The following is a 20,800-nucleotide window of genomic DNA, read 5'->3' as shown; positions in this document are numbered from 1 at the left end:
ACATCTGCATGATTGGTCGTCTGCGTGGGATCGTGGCGTACAAGGCGCCGCCGTGGCTGCTGATCGACGTCAACGGCGTCGGCTACGAGCTGGAGGCGCCGATGAGCACCTTCTACGACCTGCCCGAACTGGGCCGCGAGGTCACCCTCTTCACCCACTACGCGCAGAAGGAAGACAGCGTCTCGCTGTATGGCTTCCTGCGCGAGGGCGAGCGCCGCCTGTTCCGCGATGTGCAGAAGGTCAGCGGCATTGGCGCCAAGATCGCGCTGGCGGTGCTGTCCGGGGTGAGCGTGGATGAGTTCGCGAAGATGGTGCAGGCCGGTGACATCACCGCGCTGACCCGCATTCCGGGCATCGGCAAGAAGACCGCCGAGCGCATGGTGCTGGAGCTGCGCGACCGCGCGGCCAATTTTGGCGGCGGCGGTGCACCCATTGCCGGCGCAGCGCCGGCCACCGACCCGGTCTCCGAAGCCACCGTGGCCCTGCAGCAGCTGGGCTACAAGCCGACCGAGGCCGCGCGCATGGCGCGCGATGCCAACGCCGAGGGCGATGATGTCGCCACCGTGATCCGCAAGGCCCTGCAGGCCGCGCTGCGCTGAGCGCGCCGGCCTTTTTCCCTACCGACCGACGCCCTCCCGGAGTTCCATGTCCACCTCTTCCACCCAGCACGACAGCGGCCAGCACGGGCACGGCCATGCGCCGGCCGCCAGCGGCCTGGCCCTGATCGTCGGCGCCATCGGCGTGGTGTTCGGCGACATCGGTACCAGCCCGCTCTATACCCTGAAGGAAGCGTTCTCGCCGCATTACGGCCTCAACAGCGACCACGACACCGTGCTGGGCGTGCTGTCGCTGGCGTTCTGGGCGCTGAACATCGTGGTGACGCTGAAGTACGTCACCATCATCATGCGCGCCGACAACGACGGCGAGGGCGGCATCATGGCGTTGATGGCGCTGACCCAGCGCACCCTGCGCCACGGGTCGCGCTCGGCCTATGTGGTGGGCATCCTGGGCATCTTCGGCGCCTCGCTGTTCTTCGGCGACGGCGTGATCACCCCGGCCATTTCCGTGCTGGGCGCGGTGGAGGGCCTGGAGGTGGCCGCCCCCGGCCTGCATGCCTTCATCGTGCCGATCACCGTGGTGGTGCTGTTGGCGGTGTTTGCCGTGCAGCGCTTCGGCACCGAGAAGATCGGCAAGTTGTTCGGGCCGATCACCTCGATCTGGTTCATTTCGCTGGCCGCGATCGGCATCTGGAACATCGTGGATTCGCCCGAAGTGCTCAAGGCCTTCAACCCGATGTGGGCGCTGCGCTTCTTCATGGAGCACGGCTGGCACGGCATCTTCATCCTCGGTGCGGTGGTGCTGGCGGTGACCGGTGGCGAGGCGCTGTATGCGGACATGGGCCACTTCGGGGCCAAGCCGATCCGCCACGCCTGGTACTTCTTCGTGCTGCCGTGCCTGGTGCTGAACTACCTGGGGCAGGGCGCGCTGGTGCTCAACAACCCCGAAGCGGTGAAGAACCCGTTCTTCGAAGCGGTGCCGGAGTGGGCGCTGTATCCGATGATCATCCTGGCCACCATGGCCGCGGTGATCGCCTCGCAGTCGGTCATCACCGGCGCGTTCTCGGTCTCGCGCCAGGCCATGCAGCTGGGCTACATCCCGCGCATGCGCATCACCCATACCTCGCACGACACCATCGGCCAGATCTACATCCCCGGCATCAACTGGGGCATCGCGGTGATGGTGATCGGGCTGGTGCTGGCCTTCCGCAGCTCCTCCAACCTGGCGGTGGCCTACGGCATCTCGGTGTCGGCGACCATGCTCATCGATACCCTGCTGCTGGCGCTGGTGGCCCGCGCGCTGTGGCCGACCTCGCGTTACTGGATCATCCCGCTGTGCGTGGTGTTCTTCATCATCGACCTGGGCTTTGTGATCGCCAACGGTGCCAAGCTGCTGCAGGGCGCCTGGTTCCCGGTGGTGCTGGGCATCGTGCTGTTCACCATGATGCGCACCTGGCGGCGTGGCCGCGAGCTGCTGCGCGATGAGATCCGCAAGGACGGCATCCGGCTGGATACCTTCCTGCCCGGGCTGATGCTGGCCCCGCCGGTACGGGTGCCGGGCACGGCGGTGTTCCTCACCGCCGACCCCTCGGTGGCCCCGCACGCGCTGATGCACAACCTCAAGCACAACAAGGTGCTGCACGAGCGCAACGTGTTCCTGCACGTGGAAACCCTGCCCATTCCGTACGCGATGGAAGGCAAGCGCCTGAAGATCGAATCGGTGGGCGATGAGTTCTACCGCGTGTTCGTGCGCTTCGGGTTCATGGAAACCCCGGACGTGCCGCTGGCGCTGATGCGCTCGTGCGACCACGGCGGGATCTATTTCGACCCGATGGACACCACCTTCTTCGCCAGCCGCGAGACCATTGTGGCCACCGCCAACCGCGGCATGCCGATCTGGCGCGACAAGCTGTTCGCGCTGATGCACCGGAACGCGGCGCCGGCGACCGGGTTCTTCCGGATCCCAGGAAATCGCCTCGTAGAGCTGGGCGCGCAGGTCGAGATCTGACTGCGTCAGACCTCGACCTGCGGCCCAAGATTTGCTTCGCAAACCTCGGGTCCCGGGGCATTCCACCTTATCCCCGCGCCGTTGGCGCGCCCCCTTAAACAACAAGGGGGCTCTCCCCCAGACGCGTCATCGGTAGCGCCGGCCGTTGGCCGGCCCGCAGGAAGCCCCGAAACATGCGTCATTGCTTCATAATCGGGCAATGACCGACGACCGCATCATCGGCGCCGGTGCCACCCGCGAGGATGACACCACCGACGCCAGCATCCGCCCCAAGCGCATGGCCGATTACCTTGGCCAGGCGCCCGTGCGCGAGCAGCTGTCGATCTACATCGAAGCGGCCAAGGCCCGCGGCGATGCGCTGGACCATGTGCTGATCTTCGGGCCGCCGGGCTTGGGCAAGACCACCCTGAGCCACGTCATCGCCAACGAGCTGGGCGTGGCGCTGCGGGTGACCTCCGGGCCGGTGATCGAAAAAGCCGGCGACCTGGCCGCGCTGCTCACCAACCTGCAGCCGCACGACGTGCTGTTCATCGATGAAATCCACCGCCTGTCGCCGGTGGTGGAAGAAGTGCTGTACCCGGCGATGGAAGATTTCCAGATCGACATCATGATCGGCGAGGGCCCTGCGGCCCGCTCGATCAAGATCGACCTGCCGCCGTTCACCCTGATCGGCGCCACCACCCGGGCCGGCCTGCTGACCGCGCCGCTGCGCGACCGCTTCGGCATCGTGCACCGGCTGGAGTTCTACACCCCCGAAGAGCTGACCAGGATCGTCCGGCGCTCGGCGGCCATCCTCGGCATCGACTGCACCGCCGATGGCGCGGCGGAAATCGCGCGGCGTTCGCGCGGCACCCCGCGTATCGCCAACCGGCTGCTGCGCCGGGTGCGCGACTACGCCCAGGTCAAGGCCGCCGGCCATATCGACCAAGAAGTGGCGCAGGCCGCCATGCAGATGCTGAAGGTGGACCCGGAAGGCTTCGACGACCTCGACCGGCGCATGCTGCGCACGCTGATCGATTACTTCGACGGCGGCCCGGTAGGCGTGGAATCAATGGCCGCGGCCCTGTCCGAAGAGCGCGGCACCCTGGAAGATGTGGTCGAACCCTACCTGATCCAGCAGGGCTTCCTGGTGCGCACCGCGCGCGGCCGCATGGCTACCCAGAAGGCCTACCGCCACCTGGGCCTGAAGCCGAAGAATCCCCCGGCCGACCTGTTCGCGGAGGTGCCGGATGTCGGTTGACCTGCGGTTCAGTTGGCCGACACGCATATATTGGGAAGATACCGACGCTGGCGGGGTGGTCTACCACGCCCGCTACGTGGCCTTCATGGAGCGGGCGCGCACCGAATGGATGCGGGCCCTGGGCTACGGCCAGGAACGCACCCGCACCGAGCATGGCCTGGTGTTCGCGGTCCGGTCGATGACCATGGAGTTCCTCAAGCCGGCGCGGCTGGACGACGCGCTGGCGGTGACCGCCACGCTGGTGCAGTGCAAGCGCGCCAGCATGGTGTTCGACCAGGCGGTGTGTCGCGGCGATGAAACGCTGCTGACCGCGCAGGTGAAAATCGCGGCACTGGACGCTGCCACATTCAAGCCGCGCGGCATGGACGATGTTCTCCACGCCGCGCTGAAACCCCACGTAATTCAAATAGCCGCATATTGAGGAACAACGGATGATCGGAATGCTCCTGGCCCTGCAGGCCACGGTGGTCGAAGCGCTGCCGCAGGAAGTCACCAGCGCCGCGTCGCAGACCGTCGCCCAAGCCGCGCACGGCGGTGGCATCAATTACCTGGACCTGATGATCAAGGCCAGCCTGCCGGTGAAGATCATCGTGCTGCTGCTGCTTGCCGGCTCGTTCATCAGCTGGGTGATCATCTTCCGCAAGGCGCGCGTGTTCAACGCCGCCAACCGCGAAGCCGATGAGTTCGAAAGCCGCTTCTGGTCCGGTGCCGACCTGGGCAAGCTGTACAGCGCTGCCACCGACCGCAACCGCAAGGTGGGCGGCCTGGAGGCGATCTTCGAGGCCGGTTTCCGCGAATTCACCCGTCTGCGCGACAAGCGCCGGCTGGATGGCCGCGCCCAGCTCGAAGGCGCCCAGCGCGCCATGCGCACCACCTTCACCCGTGAAGTGGACCAGATGGAGCGCAGCCTGGAGCTGCTGGCCAACATCGGTTCCACCGCCCCCTACGTGGGCCTGGTCGGCACCGTGTTCGGCATCATGGTGACCATGCACGACATGATCAACAGCGGTGAGCAGGCCGGTATCGCCTCGGTTGCACCGGGTATTTCCGAAGCCCTGTTCGCCACCGCCATCGGCCTGTTCGTGGCCATCCCGGCGGTGTGGGCCTACAACCGCTTCACCACCCGCGTCGAGCGCCTGTCGGTCCGCTTCGAGACCTTCGCCGAAGAGTTCAGCTCGATCCTGCAGCGCCAGTCCGCGGGCGACGAGTAAGCGCCCAGCACAAGGATCACGCCATGACCGCTGCCATCGGCCGCCGCAAGCGCCGCAAGCTCAAATCCGAAATCAACGTCGTGCCGTACATCGACGTCATGCTGGTGCTGTTGATCATCTTCATGGTCACCGCGCCGCTGCTCACCCTGAGCTTTGAAGTGGACCTGCCCAGTTCGCAGGCCAAGGCGCTGGAGAGCAAGCAGGACCCGGTGATCGTCTCGGTGCGCCTGGACGGCCAGCTCAGCCTGAAGCTGCCGGAAGCCAAGGAGCCGGCCCCGATGGACGCCGGCCAGCTGCAGGCCCAGCTCGGCGCGCTCGCCGCACAGGACAAGAACCTGCGCGTGATCGTGGCCGCCGACAAGGCCGTGGCCTATGAAAAGGTGGTCGCGGCGATGGACGTGATCAAGCGCGCCAACGTGGAAAAGGTGGGCCTGGCGACCGATGCACGCTGAAGCCCTGCCACCGCAGCGCCAGCCGGAAGGCGAGTGGGGCCTGCCGATCGCACTTGCGATCCTGGTCCACGTGCTGCTCGCGCTGGTGTTCATCGCCGCCTGGCTGTGGTCACCCCAGCGCAGCACCGAAGCGGCCGCCGGCGATCCGGCCATTGAAGCCAGCCTGCAGCTGTCGGCCTCGGAAGCCGCTGCGGCACGCCAGGCGCTGCGTGCCTCGGAAAAACTGCCTGACCTGCCCGAGCCGGTGGCCGAGCCGACCCCGGTGGAAGAAGACACCGTGCCGCCGCCACAGCCGCTGCCCGAGCCGCGCCCGCAGGACGCGCCCACCCCGCAGCAGCAGAACGCGCAGGAACGCATCGCCCAGCCCGACACCGTCGACCAGGCCGCGGTCAACGCGATGTCGATTTCCGCCGAGAAGGCCAAGCAGGAGCAGGAAGCCAAGCGCCGCCAGGAGCAGATCGACCTGACCGAGCGCAAGCGCGTGGAAGAGGCCGAACAGAAACTGCGCCTGGCCAAGCAGCAGGAAGAGGCCGCGCGGAAGAAGAAGCTGGCCGAGCAGGAGCAGAAGGCCAACGACGTCAAGGCCGAAGCCGAGCGCCAGAAGAAGATCGCCGAGATCCGCAGCCGCCGCGAGGCCGCCGAGAAGGAAGCGAAGCTCGCCGAGCAGAAGCTGCGCCAGCTGGCTGCCGCGCGTGCCGCCGCAGGCCAGTCCACCGCCGGCTCCAGCGGCGCCGCCCAGCCGGCCGCCGGCGGCGGCGGTACCAGCGATGACCTGCGTGCCAAGTACGCGGCAGCGATCCAGCAGAAGGTGCTGGCGGCGTGGACCCGCCCGGACAACGTGCCGTTCGGCCAGCGCTGCAAGATCGTGATCGTGCAGCTGCCCGGCGGCAACGTGAATTCGGCCAAGGTCAGCCCGGATTGCCCGTTCGACGAGGCCGGCCGCCGTTCGATCGAAGCGGCCGTGCTCAACGCCCAGCCGCTGCCGTACCGCGGCTTCGAAGAGGTGTTCTCGCGCCAGCTCAACTTCACCTTTACCGCCCAGGACAACTGATCCCGGGCGGGCAGGCGGTGCCCGATTTCGTTAATGACATGTGATTTTTCGTAGCATGACCACTCGGATTTCACACCCGGTTGGTTCATGATTGCGAAACCGTTCACCGCACTGCTGTTATCCCTCGTTCTGGTTTTCCCCCTATAGAGCGCCCATGAAGAAGATGCCTCGCTGGTTTGCCGTGTTCGCGGCTTTGTTGTTCCTGCCACTTGCCGCCGCTGCGCAGCAGAGGGGCCTGGACATCGACATCATCGGCGGCAACGCCTCCGCGCTGCCCATCACCGTAGTGCCCATGCCCTACCAGGGCTCGGCCGCCGCCCCGCAGACCGATGTGGCGCAGGTGGTCCGCGCCGATCTGGAGCGTTCGGGCCAGTTCCGCACCCTCCCCGAAGCGCAGATCGTCGAAAAGCCAACCCGTGGCGGCGAGATCCAGTTCGCCACCTGGCGCGCGCTGAAGCAGAACTACATCGTGGTCGGCCGGGTCATGGACGCCGGTGCTGGCGCCTACCGCGTCGAATATGAGCTGTATGACGTGCCCAAGGGCGAGCGCCTGCTGGGCCTGGCGATGACCGCCCGTGGCAATGCCATGCGCGACGTCGCCCACCAGATGGCCGACGCCATCTACGAAAAGATCACCGGTGTGCGCGGTGCCTTCTGGACCCGCATCGCCTATGTCACCGCCAGCGGCAAGGGCGATGCCATGCGCTACGCGCTGATGGTGGCCGATTCGGACGGCTTCAACCCGCAGACCATCGTGCGTTCGGCCGAACCGCTGCTGTCGCCCTCGTGGAGCCCGGATGGCAACCGCCTGGCCTACGTCAGCTTCGAGCGCGGCAATTCGGCGATCTACATCCAGAACATCGCCACCGGCGCCCGTGAGCTGGTCACCAGCTTCCGCGGCATCAACAGCGCCCCGTCGTTCTCCCCGGACGGCCGCCGCCTGGCCCTGTCGCTGTCGCGCAGCGGCAACCCGGAAATCTACGTGATGGACCTGGGCAGCAAGCAGCTCACCCAGCTCACCAACCACTTCGCCATCGACACCGAGCCGACCTGGAGCGCAGACGGTTCCAGCGTCTACTTCACCTCCGACCGTGGCGGCCGCCCGCAGATCTACCAGGTCTCCTCCAGTGGTGGCAGCGCCTCGCGCGTGACCTTCCAGGGCAACTACAACGCCACCCCGAGCATGTCCTACGACGGCAAGAAGCTGGTGGTGGCGCAGGGCAGTGGCAATACCTACAAGATCGCGATGATGGACAGCAGCCTGGGCTCGCCGCGCTGGAGCACGCTGTCGCCGGGTTCGCTTGACGAGTCCCCCACGTTTGCGCCCAACGCAAGCATGGTGCTGTATGCCGCCCGCGAGGGTGGTCGTGGAGTGTTGTATGCCGTGTCGGCTGATGCGCGCGTGCGCCAGCGGCTGGTACTGGCCGACGGTGATGTCCGCGAACCTTCTTGGTCGCCATACCGTACAAAGCGCTAACAGAGTGTTAAGATCCGCACGTATTCATCCCTACATCCGGCTTTAGGAGCCTCAAAGGTAACTACATGAACAAGACCACCCGCGTTTTGCTTGTCTCCCTGCTGTCCGTGGCCGCTCTGGCCGGTTGCTCCAAGAAGGTCAAGGAACAGCCTGCTGCTCCGGTCGACACCGGCAGCACCTCGCAGCCGACCGGCCCGTCGACCTCCGGCCTGTACGGCCCGGGCGACCTGGACACCGACGCCTGCCTGCGCCAGCGCGTTGTGTTCTTCGACCTGGACCAGGATGCAATCAAGCCGGAATTCCAGGCCCAGATGGCTTGCCACGCCAAGTACCTGCGTGACCGTCCGTCGGCCCGCATGACCCTGCAGGGTCACACCGACGAGCGCGGTTCGCGCGCTTACAACCAGGCCCTGGGTGAGCGTCGTGCCAACGCCGTGTCCTCGGCGCTGCAGGCCAACGGTGGTTCGGCCAGCCAGATCACCGTCGTGTCCTACGGTGAAGAGCGTCCGACCTGCACCGAGTCGAACGAAGGTTGCTGGTCGCAGAACCGTCGCGTCGAAATCGTCTACACCGCGCAGTAATCCATGCGCATCGGCATCAAAACCCTGATGCTGGTCGTTGCGGCAGCCCTCGTGGCTGCCGCACCGGCGCAGGCCCAGCGGCAGAGCCTGGCCGACCGCGTTGGCGCGCTCGAGCAGCAGGCCTACAACAACAGCTCCAACCAGGACCTGTTGAACCAGGTCAACCAGCTTCGGCAGCAGATCCAGCAGCTGCAGAGCACGGTTGAGCAGCTCCAGAACGAAAACGCCCAGCTCAAGCAGACCTCGCAGGACCAGTACCTGGACCTGGACGGGCGTCTGAACCGTATTGAAGGTGGCTCGGCCCCGATCCTTCCGGCCGCTCCGGCCGCGAATGCACCGGCCGTTGCCCCCAAGCCCGCCGCACCGGCAGTGGCCGCCACCGAGCGGCCGCCCTCCGTGCACGGCGACCCGGGCAGCCTTGCCGCCAGTGGCGATGAGCGCACCGCGTACAACGTGGCCTTTGATTCGCTCAAGGCCGGCAAGTACGACGACTCGGCCCAGCTGTTCCTGAGCTTCCTCGAGCTCTATCCCAATGGCGTCTACACCCCCAACGCGCTGTACTGGCTGGGTGAAAGCTACTACGCCACCCGCAATTTCCCGCTCGCCGAGGCGCAGTTCCGCGACCTCATCGCGCGTTACCCGACCCACGACAAGGCCTCTGGTGGCCTGTTGAAGATCGGCCTTTCCCAGTACGGCGAAGGCAGGATCGATGAAGCCCAGGCCACCCTGGAGCAGGTCGTCAACACCTATCCCGGCTCGGACGCCGCGCGCACCGCGCAGGACCGTCTGCAGGCCATCCGCCTCGGCCAGCAGATCCGCTGAGGCCCCGACCGGCCAAGGCCGGTATAATCAAAGGTTGGCCCGACTGTTTCGGGCACCGTAGAGCCAGGCCCTGCCTGGCTGCTCTCGTTTCCGTAACCGCACACCAGACCCCCACGATGACCAGCCCCCTGTCCGCCGCCGCCGCGCTCCCTAGCGAGATCGTGCAGTCGCCCCTGCCACGGCTGAAGATCACCGAGATCTTCACCTCCCTGCAGGGCGAAGCCGATACCGCCGGCTGGCCGACCGTGTTCGTGCGCCTGACCGGCTGCCCGCTGCGCTGCACCTACTGCGACACCGCCTACGCCTTCCACGGCGGCACCTGGTGGGATATCGACGAGATCGTGCGCGAAGTGCTGGCCCAGGGCGTCCACCACGTGTGCGTGACCGGCGGCGAGCCGCTGGCGCAGAAGCGCTGCCTGGTGCTGCTGGAAAAGCTGTGCGAGGCGGGCCTGGACGTCTCGCTGGAAACCTCCGGCGCGCTGGATGTGGGCGGCGTGGACCCGCGGGTGTCGCGCGTGGTCGACCTCAAGACCCCCGGTTCGGGCGAAATGGCACGCAACCGCCTGGAAAACCTGCCGCTGCTGACCCGCCGCGACCAGATCAAGTTCGTGCTGTGCAGCCGCGAGGACTACGACTGGGCGCGGGGCATGGTCCGCGAGCACCGCTTGAACGAGCGCTCGATGGTGCTGTTCTCGCCCAGCAAGGGCCAGGTCAGCCCGCGCGAGCTGGCCGACTGGATCGTGGAAGATCGCCTGCCGGTCCGCTTCCAGATGCAGCTGCACAAGATTCTGTGGGACGACGAACCGGGCCGCTGAGCCCGTTCGTTGCCCCTTGATGTACCGGCGCGGGACAGCGTGCTGGCTTTCCCGCAACCCACCGGAAACACCCTCATGAAGAACGCAGTTGTCCTCCTGTCCGGCGGCATGGATTCCGCCGCCGTCGTCGCCATGGCCCGCGAGCAGGGCTTCGCCGTGCATGCGCTGAGCGTGCGCTACGGCCAGCGCCACACCTCCGAACTGGATGCCGCCGCCGCCGTGGCCAAGGCGCTGGGCGTGGTGGCGCACAAGACCGTCAACGTGGACCTGCGCAGCATCGGCGGCTCGGCGCTGACCGACGACATCGACGTGCCCGAAGCGGGCGGCGAGGGCATCCCGGTCACCTACGTGCCGGCGCGCAACACCATCATGCTCTCGGTCGCGCTGGGCTGGGCCGAAGTGCTGGGCGCCAACGACATCTTCTGCGGCGTCAACGCCGTGGATTACTCCGGCTACCCGGACTGCCGTCCCGAGTTCATCAGCGCCTTCCAGACCCTGGCCAACCTGGCCACCAAGGCCGGCGTGGAAGGGGCGGGCATCCAGGTACACGCGCCGCTGCAGTTCCTGAGCAAGGCTGACATCGTGCGTGAAGGCGTGCGCCTGGGCGTGGACTTCGGCCTCACCGTGTCCTGCTACAACGCCGACGACAGCGGCGCCGCCTGCGGCCACTGCGACGCCTGCCGCCTGCGCGCGCAGGGCTTCGCCGACGCCGGCGTGGCCGACCCGACCCGCTACGCCTGATCGCCGGGCTACGCCTGCGGCGCAAGATGGGTTAGAATGCGCACCCCCGGCGCGAAGTCGGGGCATGCAATGGGCCGTTAGCTCAGTCGGTAGAGCAGAAGACTTTTAATCTTTTGGTCGATGGTTCGAATCCATCACGGCCCACCAATTGCATCAACGACTTAGGCGCCCGGTGGGCGCCTTTTTTATGACTGTAGTCTTGAGGAGGCGGCGTGATGTTCTCATTTGGTCAACCCCAGATCAGACTCCTCGCGACAGTGCAGGTTGGCGAGGACGAGAGGCGGGACATGGGACACCAGTTCCGCCCTCCATCAACCGGCTTGAAATGGATACTCAGCCGGCTGTGGTTTCGCGATTCCATCTCTACAGGAACACGTAGCCAATGAGAAAGTCCAAGGAACCGGTCGGGACATTTTCACAATTCGGATAGAACGTGTCGAAGTGGCGCAGCTTCCTGTCAAACACGTACTTGCATCGATAGATGGGCTTCGTATCAGGAAGCGGGACATCGCTGATGTACCCGATCATGCCGAAGGTGGTGAGGAACTGCCCTTCGCAGTTCGGGTCCGGTGACGTGAAGTACGCCTCGGTGTGCCCCCAGAGCGCGCAGGCGTAGAGGGGCTTTGAGTTGGAGAAGGGCGTGCCTGAAATGAAACCCAGAGAGCCTTCGGCTCGCCAGCCAAACTGGTCCCAGTTGTCCGGGAAAAAGTGAAGCGTCGCATGTCGCTCCGCCCGGCCGTTGTAAAGCCTGGTGATCTCCCTCAGGCTTGCCCCGTCAGGCAGGGAAAGGGTGCCTGCCATAATTCCCGCAGCGGGCACGTGCAGACCCTGGTTGTTGGGAGCCTGGAGATCATCTCCTTGACTGGCCGATGCGGTCGTAGATGTGATGCCGACACCGGCGAGCAGAGTTGCGAGGGCCAAAATGGACCTTGTCATGAATCATCCTGTTTGTTTGCGGGATCCGTTCCCGCGCCAGAATCGTAGGTAGTCGATCTCGTGCTCCGAATGACCGAGTGCGCAGATTCGTCTCGGACGTCATCAAGTAAGTCGGCGGTGTACAAAAACGGAAGCGGGCGCACGGTCCGGAAGTGAGCTTCAACACTGTTTGGGGTGAAGCACCAGGAGCGAAATAATGCTGGTCGCGACATCTTGCGCAAGGTCATCGAACATTCTCCGGAAGCAATGCGGTCCAGGCATCAGCGGAATGTTCCAGCAGCCTTCCATCGATAGCGAAGATCGAGAAGTGGTCGCTCAATTCGTTTGTGGATCAGGTTGCTGGAGAGGCACGCAACGAAGACGGTGAAGAGCAGGAAAAAGCCATGATTGAGCCAATGCGCCGAAGGTAGGAAGTGGCCCCACATTCGACCGATGGCGGATATAACGAAGATGTGGGACAGGTACAGGGAATAGGAGGCATCTCCCAACTCGATGAGCAGTCGGTTCGGGCGGTGGCCAGACGTCTCGAGCAATGCCGATCCAGCGATCAGCAATGCACTTCCCAGGCCTAGATGGATCACGCGCCGCAATGGGGCGTTGAACTCGGAATCCGATGGGGGTAACAGCGCAGCCGCCAACAACAACACGCCGAGACCGGTAATGAACAATAGAGATCCGAATCGAGGCGGAATGCGGCGCCAGTGCAGCCCCGTCAGAACACCTGCCAGGAACTCAAACGTCAGAGGGCTGAAGACGACCGATGCCGTTGGCGCTCCTTCATCAAATCCCTTCCAATAGCCGAATCCGACGAGACTTCCCCATGCCATGGTGAAGAGGCTGAGTCGTTGCCGGGTTCCATAGGCGAGCGCCAGCGCAAGCGAGAAGACCAAGTAGAAGTAGGCTTCATGGACAAGCGTCCACCCCACCGCCAGCACCGGCAGCTGTTGGTGTGGAATCAAGAGATACGAAGCAGCGATGCTCTGGTCGGCGTAGGAGCTGTTCACCATGGCGGGGGCGACCGACATCAGCAACACCACCAGGGTGGTGAACATCCAGTACAGGGGGACTACGCGCCACGCCCGCTGCGTCAGGAAGTCGCGCGCCGCGCCTGGGCCGGACCCTTTGCCCCGGGAGATGCTGGCCATCACGAATCCGGAGAGCACGAAGAAGAGATCGACGCCCGCGTCGGCGTTTCGGCCCAGCCAGTCGAGCAGCGCATGACCTTCCAGGTAGCGGAGTTCCACGAAGCGAAGATGAAAGATGAGTACTGCCACCGCGGCGATGGCACGCAACGCCTGCAGCGATTCGAAGCGCTCGCCCGCAAGGTTGACAGTTTGGCTCATTGACTTCACGTGCGTGCCTGAGCCGGTAATGAGGCGCAGGCGGCGGGGCGGGCCGGTTCTGATCGGAAGCAGTTCAAAAGCATGTTCCCTGGTATCGCGTCAGCACATCGCTAGGACGCGATTTTCCGCAGTCGATTCGGACGCTGGAAACAGACCCTGACGCTTCCGACGTGGCCACGCGCTCGAAAAGCGACGGCTAGCACGTTATCGAACGTCAGTGGACGCATCTGGGAGTTATCCAGTTTATTTGTTGCGCGACGCCGCTCTTGATTCGAATGTCGCTTCCGGTTCTGACGCTGGGGTACGTGTGATGATGAGGTCTGCCGCCGAAGGCGGTTGGGCTGGTTGCGGCATGAATCCAGCCACGCAGGGCGTGGCTCTACTACACTTGTTGCATCCCGGTAGCTCCCGGGCGCTGACATGTGCTCTCCAGTGAAGATTCTCCTGACAGGAAGTTCAGGCCGGGTAGGTCGCGCCATCTTTGGCGCCTTGGCCGCCCGCCACGAAGTGGTGGGCATTGACCGCAGTCCCTTCGCGACCACGCGTCACGTGGCCGATTTCACCGATACCCGGATGCTGGCCAAGGTGCTGCAGGGCGTGGATGCGGTCATCCATGCCGCTGCGTTGCACGCGCCGCATGTGGGCCTTTTCAGCGACAGCGAATTCCAGCGCATCAACGTGGAAGGCACCCGCACGCTGGCGATGCTGGCGCGCGAGGCGGGCGTGCGGCGGCTGGTGTTCACCAGCACCACCGCGCTGTACGGGCACGCGATCGTGCCGGGGCGCTGCACCTGGGTGGATGAGCAGACCACGCCCCAGCCCCGCACCGTTTACCACCGCTCCAAGCTGGCCGCCGAACAGTGGCTGGAAGAGGCCGCTGGACCCGACCTGGATGTGCGCGTGATCCGGATGTCGCGCTGCTTTCCGGAGCCGCCGGAACGCATGATGCTGTACCGGTTGCATCGCGGAATCGATGTCCGTGACGTGGCGGACGCGCATGTGGCTGCGCTGACCAATCACGGCCCGGCGTTCCAGCGTTACCTGGTCAGTGGCTGGACGCCGTTCCAGCGGGAGGATTGCGAGGCGCTGGTGACGCACCCGCGTGACGTTCTGGCCCAGCGGTGCCCGCAATGGCTGGCCGAGTACGACCGTCGCGGCTGGTCACTGCCGGTGGTGGATCGCGTCCACGACGCGCGCGCCGCCAGTGTCGGCCTGCAATGGCGCAGCTGGCGCGGGCCGGAAACGATCCTGGAGCAGCTGGCAGTGGGCAGTATCGAAGTCCTGCCCGATACCGCCCGCGTCGATGATTGCACCGTTGAATAGCGCGCTTACACGCCGCCTGAGCGCGGCATGGCGCAGACTAGGTAAATTGAGTAGCAGGCGCTGTGGAGGTGCCATGAACCGTTTTGTCCTGATTGGCCTGGGCGCACTGGCGCTGGCGGCCTGCAAACCCACGCCGACCGATACGACGGCTGCACCCACCGCGCCCGCCACGAGCGAGGCCGCGTCCGAATCGCCGAAGCCGGCACCCGCGCCAGCCGCGCTGCCGGCGGCGGGTTCCGAGGGCCCGTCGTTCGATTGCGCCAAGGCCGGCTCGGATGCGGAGAAGAACGTATGCGGTGACGCACGGTTGTCCGCATTGGATCGGGAGCTGGCCGGGCTGTACAAGGCGGCGCAGACCGGTCCGGGCGAGCTTGACGTGGCCGCTGAACAGCGCGGCTGGATCAAGGGCCGCGATGCCTGCTGGCAGGCGGTGGACGCCAACCGCTGCCTGCTCGAGTCGTACCAGACCCGCATCGTCGAGCTCCGCCTGGCCGCGGCCACTGGGCCGGGACCGGCCGCGACGCACTATCAATGCGATGACGCCAGCAAGCCGCTCTCGGTGGTGTTCTACAACGAGCTTGACCCGCAGGTTGCGGTCATTCGGTTGGGCCGTGACCAGGCCATCGCGTTTGCCGCACCGTCAGCCAGTGGCAGCCGTTACACCCGCGAGGGCGTGGAGTTCTGGGAACACCAAGGGGAGGCCACGCTGGAGTTCTACGGCACGCGCCTGAGTTGCAAGGTGGCAGGCAAGTAAAGTGAAGTGGGTGCCGGCACAGGCCGGCACCGACTCACCGCTCAGCGTACGCGGCGGTAGCGCACTTCGTTCTGGCGATCGCCCACTTCGGTGGTCACGAAGCCATCGCGGCTCTGGTTGATGTCGAACACGCTGCTGCCCACGTTGAGCTGGCCGCCATTGACCCAGCCTGACAGGTTCTGCCCGCTGGCCTGTGCCGACATCCGGCCATCGGCTTCGATGCGCATGCGGATGTCGGTGTTGTACATCGGGTTGTAGCCCTCGAACTCGCCCACCATCCACTGCGGCACGTACGAGGTATGACGCGCGCCCTGGTAGTTGTCATCGTTGTAGCGCTCGTCCTGCTTGTTGGCGTTGTGCACGAGCGCGCCCAGGATTGCCGTACCGACCAGCACGCCGGCCGCCACCTTCGCATCATGGTTGTCGTCGTCGCGGTCATGGTGGCGATCATCCCCGCGCACCCGGAACGAGGCGCGGCAGCCGTCGTCGACCCAGACGTTGCGGCGGTCGTAATCCCAGCTGCGCCCCTGGCGGCAATCTGCGCCGGACAACTTGCGGTCCAGCGTGACATAGCCGGCGTAGGGCAAAGTGCAGGACTGGTAGCGGTTGTCGCGGCTTTCGCAGGTGACAAAGTCATCCGCGCGCACGTCGGTAAGCGTGGCCAGCAGCAACAGGGGCGTGCCAAGCAGCAATCGGGTCTGCATGATCAGGATTCCGGCAAGGGAGGTTCACTTGCCGAACGATGCGCAGGGCTTGATGAAATCCTGATGAAAGCAGGGCGCGGCCAGCGCGCCCTGTCGGCTTCCGGGCTCAGGCCGCCCGATCCACATCCTGGTCGCCGAAGCAGGCGCGGATCGCATCCAGCAGCTCGCTCATCGAATACGGCTTGGGCAGGAAGTGGATCCCCGGGGCCAGCTGCGGGGTGACCCGGTCCGGCTGCAGGCCGGAGGTGACCAGTACCGGCAGGCTGGGCTGGTGCTGGCGGATGCGGTGGGCAGCTTCAATGCCGCTCAGACCGCCGAGGCAGACGTCGGTGAATACGAGGTCGAAGCGCTCGCCGGCCTGCAGCAGGCCCAAGGCGGCTTCGGCCGAGCTGACGGCGGCCACGTCGCAGGCCTGGCTTTCCAGCGCCATGCGGCTCAGTTCACGGGTGTCTTCGGTGTCTTCGATCAACAGCACGCGCGGTGCAACATGGCGCTTGGACAACAGCATGACGCGGGTTCCCCTGCAGGGTTTGGGTGGAAAGGCGCGGCAGTATGGGCAGCAGAGGGTGAGGGGATCGTGCAAAAACCGTCAGCCGAACGTTGTTCTGTTGTGCGCGGGTCAGGTAGGCCACGGTACAGTCGGGATCTGACCCCGAATGGAGCCAAATCGATGCAATGCCCCGTATGTACGACCCAAGCGCTGGTAATGTCCGAGCGCCAGGGCATCGAAATCGATTACTGCCCGCAGTGCCGGGGCGTGTGGCTGGACCGTGGTGAGCTGGACAAGATCATCGAGCGCTCGGCCGGTGCCGCCGCGCCCGCCCCGGTGCGTGCCGCCGCGCCGACTCCGCCGCCGCAGCAGGTCCACCCCCAGGTGCAGCACCGCGACACCCGCCACCTTGGCCAGCAGCACTACGGCGATGGCCAGGGCTACCGCAAGAAGAAGAAAGAAAGCTTCCTGTCCGACCTGTTCGATTTCTGATCGCCTACGCGATCGGTGCGCCGGTCCTGCTCAGGGCCGGCGCAGGATGAATTCCAGGTCGCGGCTTTCGCCCACCGGGAATTCATAGCTGCCAACCTGCACACAGCCGTAGCGCGCGTAGAAGCGCTGCGCGCCGAAGTTCTCCGACCACACGCCCACCCACAGGGTGCGGCGCCGGGGCTGGTCCAGCCAGTCCAGCAATTCGTCCATCAGCCGTGCGCCGTGGCCGCCGCCTTGGTGGCTGGCGTGCACGTACAGCCGCTTCAGTTCGATATCGCCTTCCGTCGCCAGTGCATGGGCCAGGCTGTTCGGCCCGGCCGCGAGGTAGCCGATGGCCTGCTCGCCATCGAACAGCAGCCATGCGGCGCTGAGCGGATCTTCCAGCTCACGACGCTGTGGTGCGGGTGAGTAGTGCGCGTCGAGGAAGTCATGCAGGTCCTGCGGCGGATACGAATCGCCGAAGGTCTCTGTGTAGGTGGCCATGGCCAATGCAGAGAGCAGCTCTGCATCGGCGGGCGTTGCACGGCGGATCTGCAGTGCCATCAGAACCAGACCCGCACGCCGGCCACCCAGCGGGTGTCACGGGTGTGCTCGCCCGCTGCCTGGTGGTAGTCGGCCGTGTCACCGAACATGCGCTCATGGCTGATGCCGATGTACGGGGCGAAGCGGCGGCTGAATTCGTAGCGCAGGCGCAACCCGGCCTCGACCTTGTTCAGGCCCGCACCCATGCCGTGCTCGGGCTCGTCCCTGGCGGCGAGCGTTGCCTCCACCAGTGGCTGCAGGATCAGGCGGTTGGTCAGCAGCAGCTCGTACTCGACCTCCACCGTGGCAGCCAGTTGTCCGCCTTTGCCGACGTACGCCGTCGCCGAGGTTTCGAACTTGTACGGGGCCAGGCCCTGGATGCCGAACGCGGCCCAGGTACGCGAGTCCGCCGGGCGGAAGTCCTGCTTCACGCCCACCAGCACGTCCCACCACGGTGACACGCTGCGCCCGTACAGCACTTCGAGATCGGACGACTCCGTGCGCCCGCCGCTGCGTTCGCCTTCGCTGCGTACCCATAGGCGGTTGATGTTGCCGCCGACCCAGCCGCCGGCTTCCCAGGCCTGGCCGGTGCCGTGCTGGCCATCCCAGTGTTCCAGCCGATTGATCAGCAGCAGGCTGTGCACATTCGGTGCGTGCTCCATCGCATCATGGTTGATGGGTGAGAAGGCGGCCGCTCGGTCGGCGTCGGTGACTTCGGGAATGGGTTCGCGCGGAGCAACCGGCGCGGTGCCATGGCCCATCGCGGCGTGATCCATCGTCGAGTGATCCATCTGCGGGTGGTCGACGCCGCCGTGATCCATGGTCGATTGGTCCATCGCTGAATGATCCATATTCGAGTGGTCCATCTTCGAGTGGTCCATCTTCGAATGGTCGGCCGCGGCCGGTGCAGCCGCGGATGCTGCATCGGTGTGTGCGTGCGCATGCGACTGCGCCCACGCCGGCCCGGCGATGGCGCTTAGAAGGGCAACGGTGAGCATCTTCATTCTTCGATCCTCACTTCGCGCATCATCCCAGCTTCCATGTGGTACAGCAGGTGGCAGTGGTAGGCCCAGCGGCCCAGCGCATCGGCGCGCACGCGGTAGCTGCGGCGCGTGCCCGGCGGCATGTCGATGGTGTGCTTGCGCACCTGGAATTCGCCATCGGCGTTTTCCAGGTCGCTCCACACCCCGTGCAGGTGGATGGGGTGCTGCATCATGGTGTCGTTGACCAGCACGATGCGCATGCGCTCGCCGTAGTTCAGGCGCAGCGGTTCGGCGCTGGCGAACGGAATGCCATCGAACGACCAGCTGAATTTTTCCATGTGGCCGGTGAGGTGCAGTTCGACCTCGCGCGACGGCTCGCGCCCATCGGGATCCTCGAACAGACTACGCATCGCGCCATAGGTGAGTACCTGGCGGCCGTTGTCGCGCAGGCCGATGCCCGGGTCGTCGAGCTTGGGCTCGGTGGCCGCGCTCTGCATGTCGACCAGCGGGTTGCCGGTCTCGCTCGGCGCGTGGCGCGGTGCCTTGCCGGCGCTGCCATGGCCGCCGTGCCCCATGTTGGCGCCGCAGCCGCCTTCCATGCCTTTCATGTCATGGCCGGCCATGCTGGCGCCATGGCCCATGTCATGCCCCATGTCGCTCATGGTCAGCAGCGGGCGTGGGTCGCGCGCGGGGATCGGCGCCTGCAGCCCGTGGCGCACGGCCAGGGTGCCGGCGGCGTAGCCCGTGCGGCCCATGTCCTGGCAGAAGATGGTGAACGCATCCTGGCCAGTGGGCTCGACGATCACATCGAACGTTTCCGCCGGTGCGATGCGGAATTCATCGATGCTCACCGGGTGGATGTACTGCCCGTCGGCGGCGACCACGGTCATCTTCAGGCCGGGAATGCGCACGTCGAAGTAGGTCATCGAGCCGCCGTTGATGAAGCGCAGCAGCACCTTTTCGCCGCTGCGGAACAGCCCGGTCCAGTTGCCGGCCGGGGCGGTGCCGTTGAGCAGGTAGGTGTAGGTGTGGGCATTGATGTCGGAGATGTCGGTGGGGGTCATCCGCATCCTTCCCCACATGCCGCGGTCGGCCGTGGCCGCGCTCCAGCCATCGCGGCGCACGTCGCGCAGGAAATCGGGCAGCGTGCGCTTGTAGTAGTTGTCGTGCTCGGCGAGCTTCTTCATGCGCCGGAACAGCGCGCCGGGGTCCATGTCGGTCCAGTCCGACAGCAGGATCACGTGCTCGCGGTCGAACCGGTAAGGGGCCGGCTGCAGCGGGTCGATGATAAGCGCGCCGTACAGGCCGGCCTGTTCCTGGAACATGGAATGGCTGTGGTACCAGTAGGTGCCGGACTGCTTGAGGGTGAACCGGTACTGGTAGGCCTCGCCCGGGGCGATGCCGTTGAAGCTCAGGCCGGGCACGCCGTCCATGTTGGCCGGCAGCAGGATGCCGTGCCAGTGGATGGAGGTGGGGTGGCCCTGCAGGGCGTTGGCCACGCGCACGTTGACGGTGTCGCCTTCGCGCCAGCGCAGGATCGGTGCGGGCAGGCTGCCGTTGACGGTGATCGCCGGGCGGGTGCGGCCGGTGAAGTTGGCCAGTGATTCGCCGATGCTCAGCTGGAACTGCTGGCCGCTGAGCACCTGCGGGGCGGTGGCCACGCGGGGGGCGGCGTTGGCCAGGGCGCGCGCGGGCACGGCGCCTGCCAGGCCGGCAACCACGCCGCCGGCGGCCAGGCCCTGCACGAACAGGCGTCGCGACGGTACGGGCGGGGCGCCCGCGCCGGGGGAAGAGGGGTATGACATTGCAACTCCGAATCGGATCCGAGGGGCACGCGCAGGTGCCGGCAGGACGCGCGTGCGTCAGCACGGCATCGCGTTACGCAGGCGTTCGTGGCGAACGCGCGCTCAGGCGATGGGAGGGCGGGTGATGCGGTCCAGCGGCGGGCTGGGCAGGGACGGGTGGGCAACCTGCAGCAGCAACGGCGACGGGGGTGGCGGTACCGGGATCCAGGCGATCTGCACGGTCAGGCTGGGCTGCTGGGCGCAGTTGCGCAGGCAGTCCTTGATCCGGCAGTGCTCGCCGTCGTCCGGTGCCTGGGCCGGCGGTTCGGCCGGGGCACTGTGCGTGGCGGCATGCTCCTGGCCATGGCAGGGCGGCGCGGGTGCGTCTTCGGCAGCGGCGGGTGTGGCCATCGCCAGCACCATGGGGCCGGCCATGGCCGCGTTCAGCCCGTTGAGCAACAGGCTGAGCATCAATACCACTCGCAGGAGCAGGCCACTGGCGGACATGGGCGCC

At 66.0% G+C, this 20,800-nt stretch carries 23 protein-coding genes and 1 tRNA gene; 16 read left to right on the top strand and 8 right to left on the bottom strand.

The features are described 5' to 3' along the window. The first annotated feature begins 8 nt into the window (after positions 1 to 8). The 13 genes from ruvA to BAY15_RS14630 all read left to right on the top strand — a co-directional run bounded on the left by ruvA (position 9) and on the right by BAY15_RS14630 (position 11,102). On the top strand, positions 9 to 599 hold the full coding sequence (gene ruvA / locus BAY15_RS14690; protein ID WP_068853757.1) for a Holliday junction branch migration protein RuvA: 591 nt from the start codon (positions 9 to 11) through the stop codon (positions 597 to 599). Between the two features lie 46 nt (positions 600 to 645). Then, positions 646 to 2,565 carry a potassium transporter Kup gene (locus tag BAY15_RS14685; RefSeq protein WP_068853756.1) on the top strand — a complete coding sequence of 640 codons (1,920 nt, stop codon included), beginning with the start codon at positions 646 to 648 and terminating at the stop codon, positions 2,563 to 2,565. A gap of 199 nt (positions 2,566 to 2,764) precedes the next feature. Beyond that, positions 2,765 to 3,805 (top strand): Holliday junction branch migration DNA helicase RuvB, encoded by a 1,041-nt coding sequence (gene ruvB / locus BAY15_RS14680; RefSeq protein WP_068853755.1) that lies wholly within the window; start codon positions 2,765 to 2,767, stop codon positions 3,803 to 3,805. Next, positions 3,795 to 4,226, top strand: coding sequence for a tol-pal system-associated acyl-CoA thioesterase (gene ybgC, locus BAY15_RS14675; RefSeq protein ID WP_068853754.1), 432 nt, complete (start codon positions 3,795 to 3,797; stop codon positions 4,224 to 4,226). The genes ruvB and ybgC overlap by 11 nt, the downstream gene beginning before the upstream one ends. Before the next feature lie 10 nt (positions 4,227 to 4,236). Further along, positions 4,237 to 5,016, top strand: a complete 780-nt coding sequence (gene tolQ / locus BAY15_RS14670) for a protein TolQ (RefSeq protein ID WP_068853753.1) — start codon at positions 4,237 to 4,239, stop codon at positions 5,014 to 5,016. A 23-nt stretch (positions 5,017 to 5,039) separates the two neighbouring features. Next, on the top strand, positions 5,040 to 5,468 hold the full coding sequence (gene tolR / locus BAY15_RS14665) for a protein TolR (RefSeq protein ID WP_068853752.1): 429 nt from the start codon (positions 5,040 to 5,042) through the stop codon (positions 5,466 to 5,468). Further along, entirely contained in the window at positions 5,458 to 6,519 is a 1,062-nt protein-coding gene (gene tolA, locus BAY15_RS14660) for a cell envelope integrity protein TolA (RefSeq protein ID WP_068853751.1), read from the top strand. The genes tolR and tolA overlap by 11 nt, the downstream gene beginning before the upstream one ends. A gap of 154 nt (positions 6,520 to 6,673) precedes the next feature. Beyond that, the gene (gene tolB / locus BAY15_RS14655; RefSeq protein ID WP_068853750.1) at positions 6,674 to 7,996 is read left to right on the top strand and encodes a Tol-Pal system beta propeller repeat protein TolB; all 1,323 of its coding nucleotides are present in this window, start codon (positions 6,674 to 6,676) and stop codon (positions 7,994 to 7,996) included. Between the two features lie 65 nt (positions 7,997 to 8,061). Then, complete coding sequence (gene pal, locus BAY15_RS14650) at positions 8,062 to 8,577, top strand: peptidoglycan-associated lipoprotein Pal (protein WP_068853749.1); 516 nt, start codon at positions 8,062 to 8,064, stop codon at positions 8,575 to 8,577. 3 nt (positions 8,578 to 8,580) lie between these two features. Then, positions 8,581 to 9,399, top strand: a complete 819-nt coding sequence (ybgF, locus tag BAY15_RS14645) for a tol-pal system protein YbgF (protein ID WP_068853748.1) — start codon at positions 8,581 to 8,583, stop codon at positions 9,397 to 9,399. 116 nt (positions 9,400 to 9,515) lie between these two features. After that, complete coding sequence (gene queE, locus BAY15_RS14640; RefSeq protein WP_068853747.1) at positions 9,516 to 10,214, top strand: 7-carboxy-7-deazaguanine synthase QueE; 699 nt, start codon at positions 9,516 to 9,518, stop codon at positions 10,212 to 10,214. Between the two features lie 75 nt (positions 10,215 to 10,289). Beyond that, on the top strand, positions 10,290 to 10,955 hold the full coding sequence (queC, locus tag BAY15_RS14635) for a 7-cyano-7-deazaguanine synthase QueC (RefSeq protein WP_068853746.1): 666 nt from the start codon (positions 10,290 to 10,292) through the stop codon (positions 10,953 to 10,955). A gap of 71 nt (positions 10,956 to 11,026) precedes the next feature. Further along, positions 11,027 to 11,102: transfer RNA gene (locus BAY15_RS14630), tRNA-Lys, on the top strand. A gap of 216 nt (positions 11,103 to 11,318) precedes the next feature. Here BAY15_RS14630 and BAY15_RS14625 read toward each other — a convergent pair. Both BAY15_RS14625 and BAY15_RS14620 read right to left on the bottom strand, forming a co-directional pair. After that, the gene (locus tag BAY15_RS14625) at positions 11,319 to 11,891 is read right to left on the bottom strand and encodes a hypothetical protein (protein WP_068853745.1); all 573 of its coding nucleotides are present in this window, start codon (positions 11,889 to 11,891) and stop codon (positions 11,319 to 11,321) included. Positions 11,892 to 12,151: 260 nt separating this feature from the next. Beyond that, complete coding sequence (locus BAY15_RS14620; protein WP_068853744.1) at positions 12,152 to 13,234, bottom strand: acyltransferase family protein; 1,083 nt, start codon at positions 13,232 to 13,234, stop codon at positions 12,152 to 12,154. A gap of 489 nt (positions 13,235 to 13,723) precedes the next feature. Here BAY15_RS14620 and BAY15_RS14615 point away from each other — a divergent pair, with 489 nt between their 5' ends. Both BAY15_RS14615 and BAY15_RS14610 read left to right on the top strand, forming a co-directional pair. Next, positions 13,724 to 14,557 (top strand): NAD-dependent epimerase/dehydratase family protein, encoded by an 834-nt coding sequence (locus BAY15_RS14615; RefSeq protein ID WP_237334269.1) that lies wholly within the window; start codon positions 13,724 to 13,726, stop codon positions 14,555 to 14,557. Between the two features lie 73 nt (positions 14,558 to 14,630). Next, positions 14,631 to 15,311 carry an MliC family protein gene (locus BAY15_RS14610; RefSeq protein WP_068853742.1) on the top strand — a complete coding sequence of 227 codons (681 nt, stop codon included), beginning with the start codon at positions 14,631 to 14,633 and terminating at the stop codon, positions 15,309 to 15,311. A 41-nt stretch (positions 15,312 to 15,352) separates the two neighbouring features. Here the strand turns inward: BAY15_RS14610 and BAY15_RS14605 are convergent, their stop codons facing one another. Both BAY15_RS14605 and BAY15_RS14600 read right to left on the bottom strand, forming a co-directional pair. Next, entirely contained in the window at positions 15,353 to 16,015 is a 663-nt protein-coding gene (locus BAY15_RS14605) for a DUF3011 domain-containing protein (RefSeq protein ID WP_068853741.1), read from the bottom strand. A gap of 106 nt (positions 16,016 to 16,121) precedes the next feature. Next, positions 16,122 to 16,523, bottom strand: a complete 402-nt coding sequence (locus tag BAY15_RS14600) for a response regulator (protein ID WP_068853740.1) — start codon at positions 16,521 to 16,523, stop codon at positions 16,122 to 16,124. A 162-nt stretch (positions 16,524 to 16,685) separates the two neighbouring features. On the opposite strand from BAY15_RS14600, the gene BAY15_RS14595 reads away from it, so the two are divergent. Then, positions 16,686 to 16,997 (top strand): zf-TFIIB domain-containing protein, encoded by a 312-nt coding sequence (locus tag BAY15_RS14595; protein WP_068853739.1) that lies wholly within the window; start codon positions 16,686 to 16,688, stop codon positions 16,995 to 16,997. A gap of 30 nt (positions 16,998 to 17,027) precedes the next feature. Here BAY15_RS14595 and BAY15_RS14590 read toward each other — a convergent pair whose 3' ends face one another. The 4 genes from BAY15_RS14590 to BAY15_RS14575 all read right to left on the bottom strand — a co-directional run bounded on the left by BAY15_RS14590 (position 17,028) and on the right by BAY15_RS14575 (position 20,793). Further along, on the bottom strand, positions 17,028 to 17,540 hold the full coding sequence (locus BAY15_RS14590; RefSeq protein ID WP_068853738.1) for a GNAT family N-acetyltransferase: 513 nt from the start codon (positions 17,538 to 17,540) through the stop codon (positions 17,028 to 17,030). Next, entirely contained in the window at positions 17,540 to 18,523 is a 984-nt protein-coding gene (locus tag BAY15_RS14585) for a copper resistance protein B (protein ID WP_068853737.1), read from the bottom strand. The genes BAY15_RS14590 and BAY15_RS14585 overlap by 1 nt, the downstream gene beginning before the upstream one ends. Continuing rightward, positions 18,520 to 20,307: a copper resistance system multicopper oxidase gene (locus BAY15_RS14580; protein ID WP_068853736.1), complete on the bottom strand. Its 1,788-nt coding sequence runs from the start codon at positions 20,305 to 20,307 to the stop codon at positions 18,520 to 18,522. Before BAY15_RS14580 ends, BAY15_RS14585 begins: the two co-directional genes overlap by 4 nt. A 102-nt stretch (positions 20,308 to 20,409) precedes the next feature. Then, positions 20,410 to 20,793 (bottom strand): CopL family metal-binding regulatory protein, encoded by a 384-nt coding sequence (locus tag BAY15_RS14575; protein ID WP_068853735.1) that lies wholly within the window; start codon positions 20,791 to 20,793, stop codon positions 20,410 to 20,412. Between the last annotated feature and the right edge of the window lie 7 nt (positions 20,794 to 20,800).

It is taken from the genome of Stenotrophomonas rhizophila, assembly GCF_001704155.1.
GTDB classification, from domain to species: Bacteria; Pseudomonadota; Gammaproteobacteria; order Xanthomonadales; family Xanthomonadaceae; genus Stenotrophomonas; species Stenotrophomonas rhizophila_A.
This window is presented reverse-complemented; position numbering and strand designations above follow the sequence as displayed.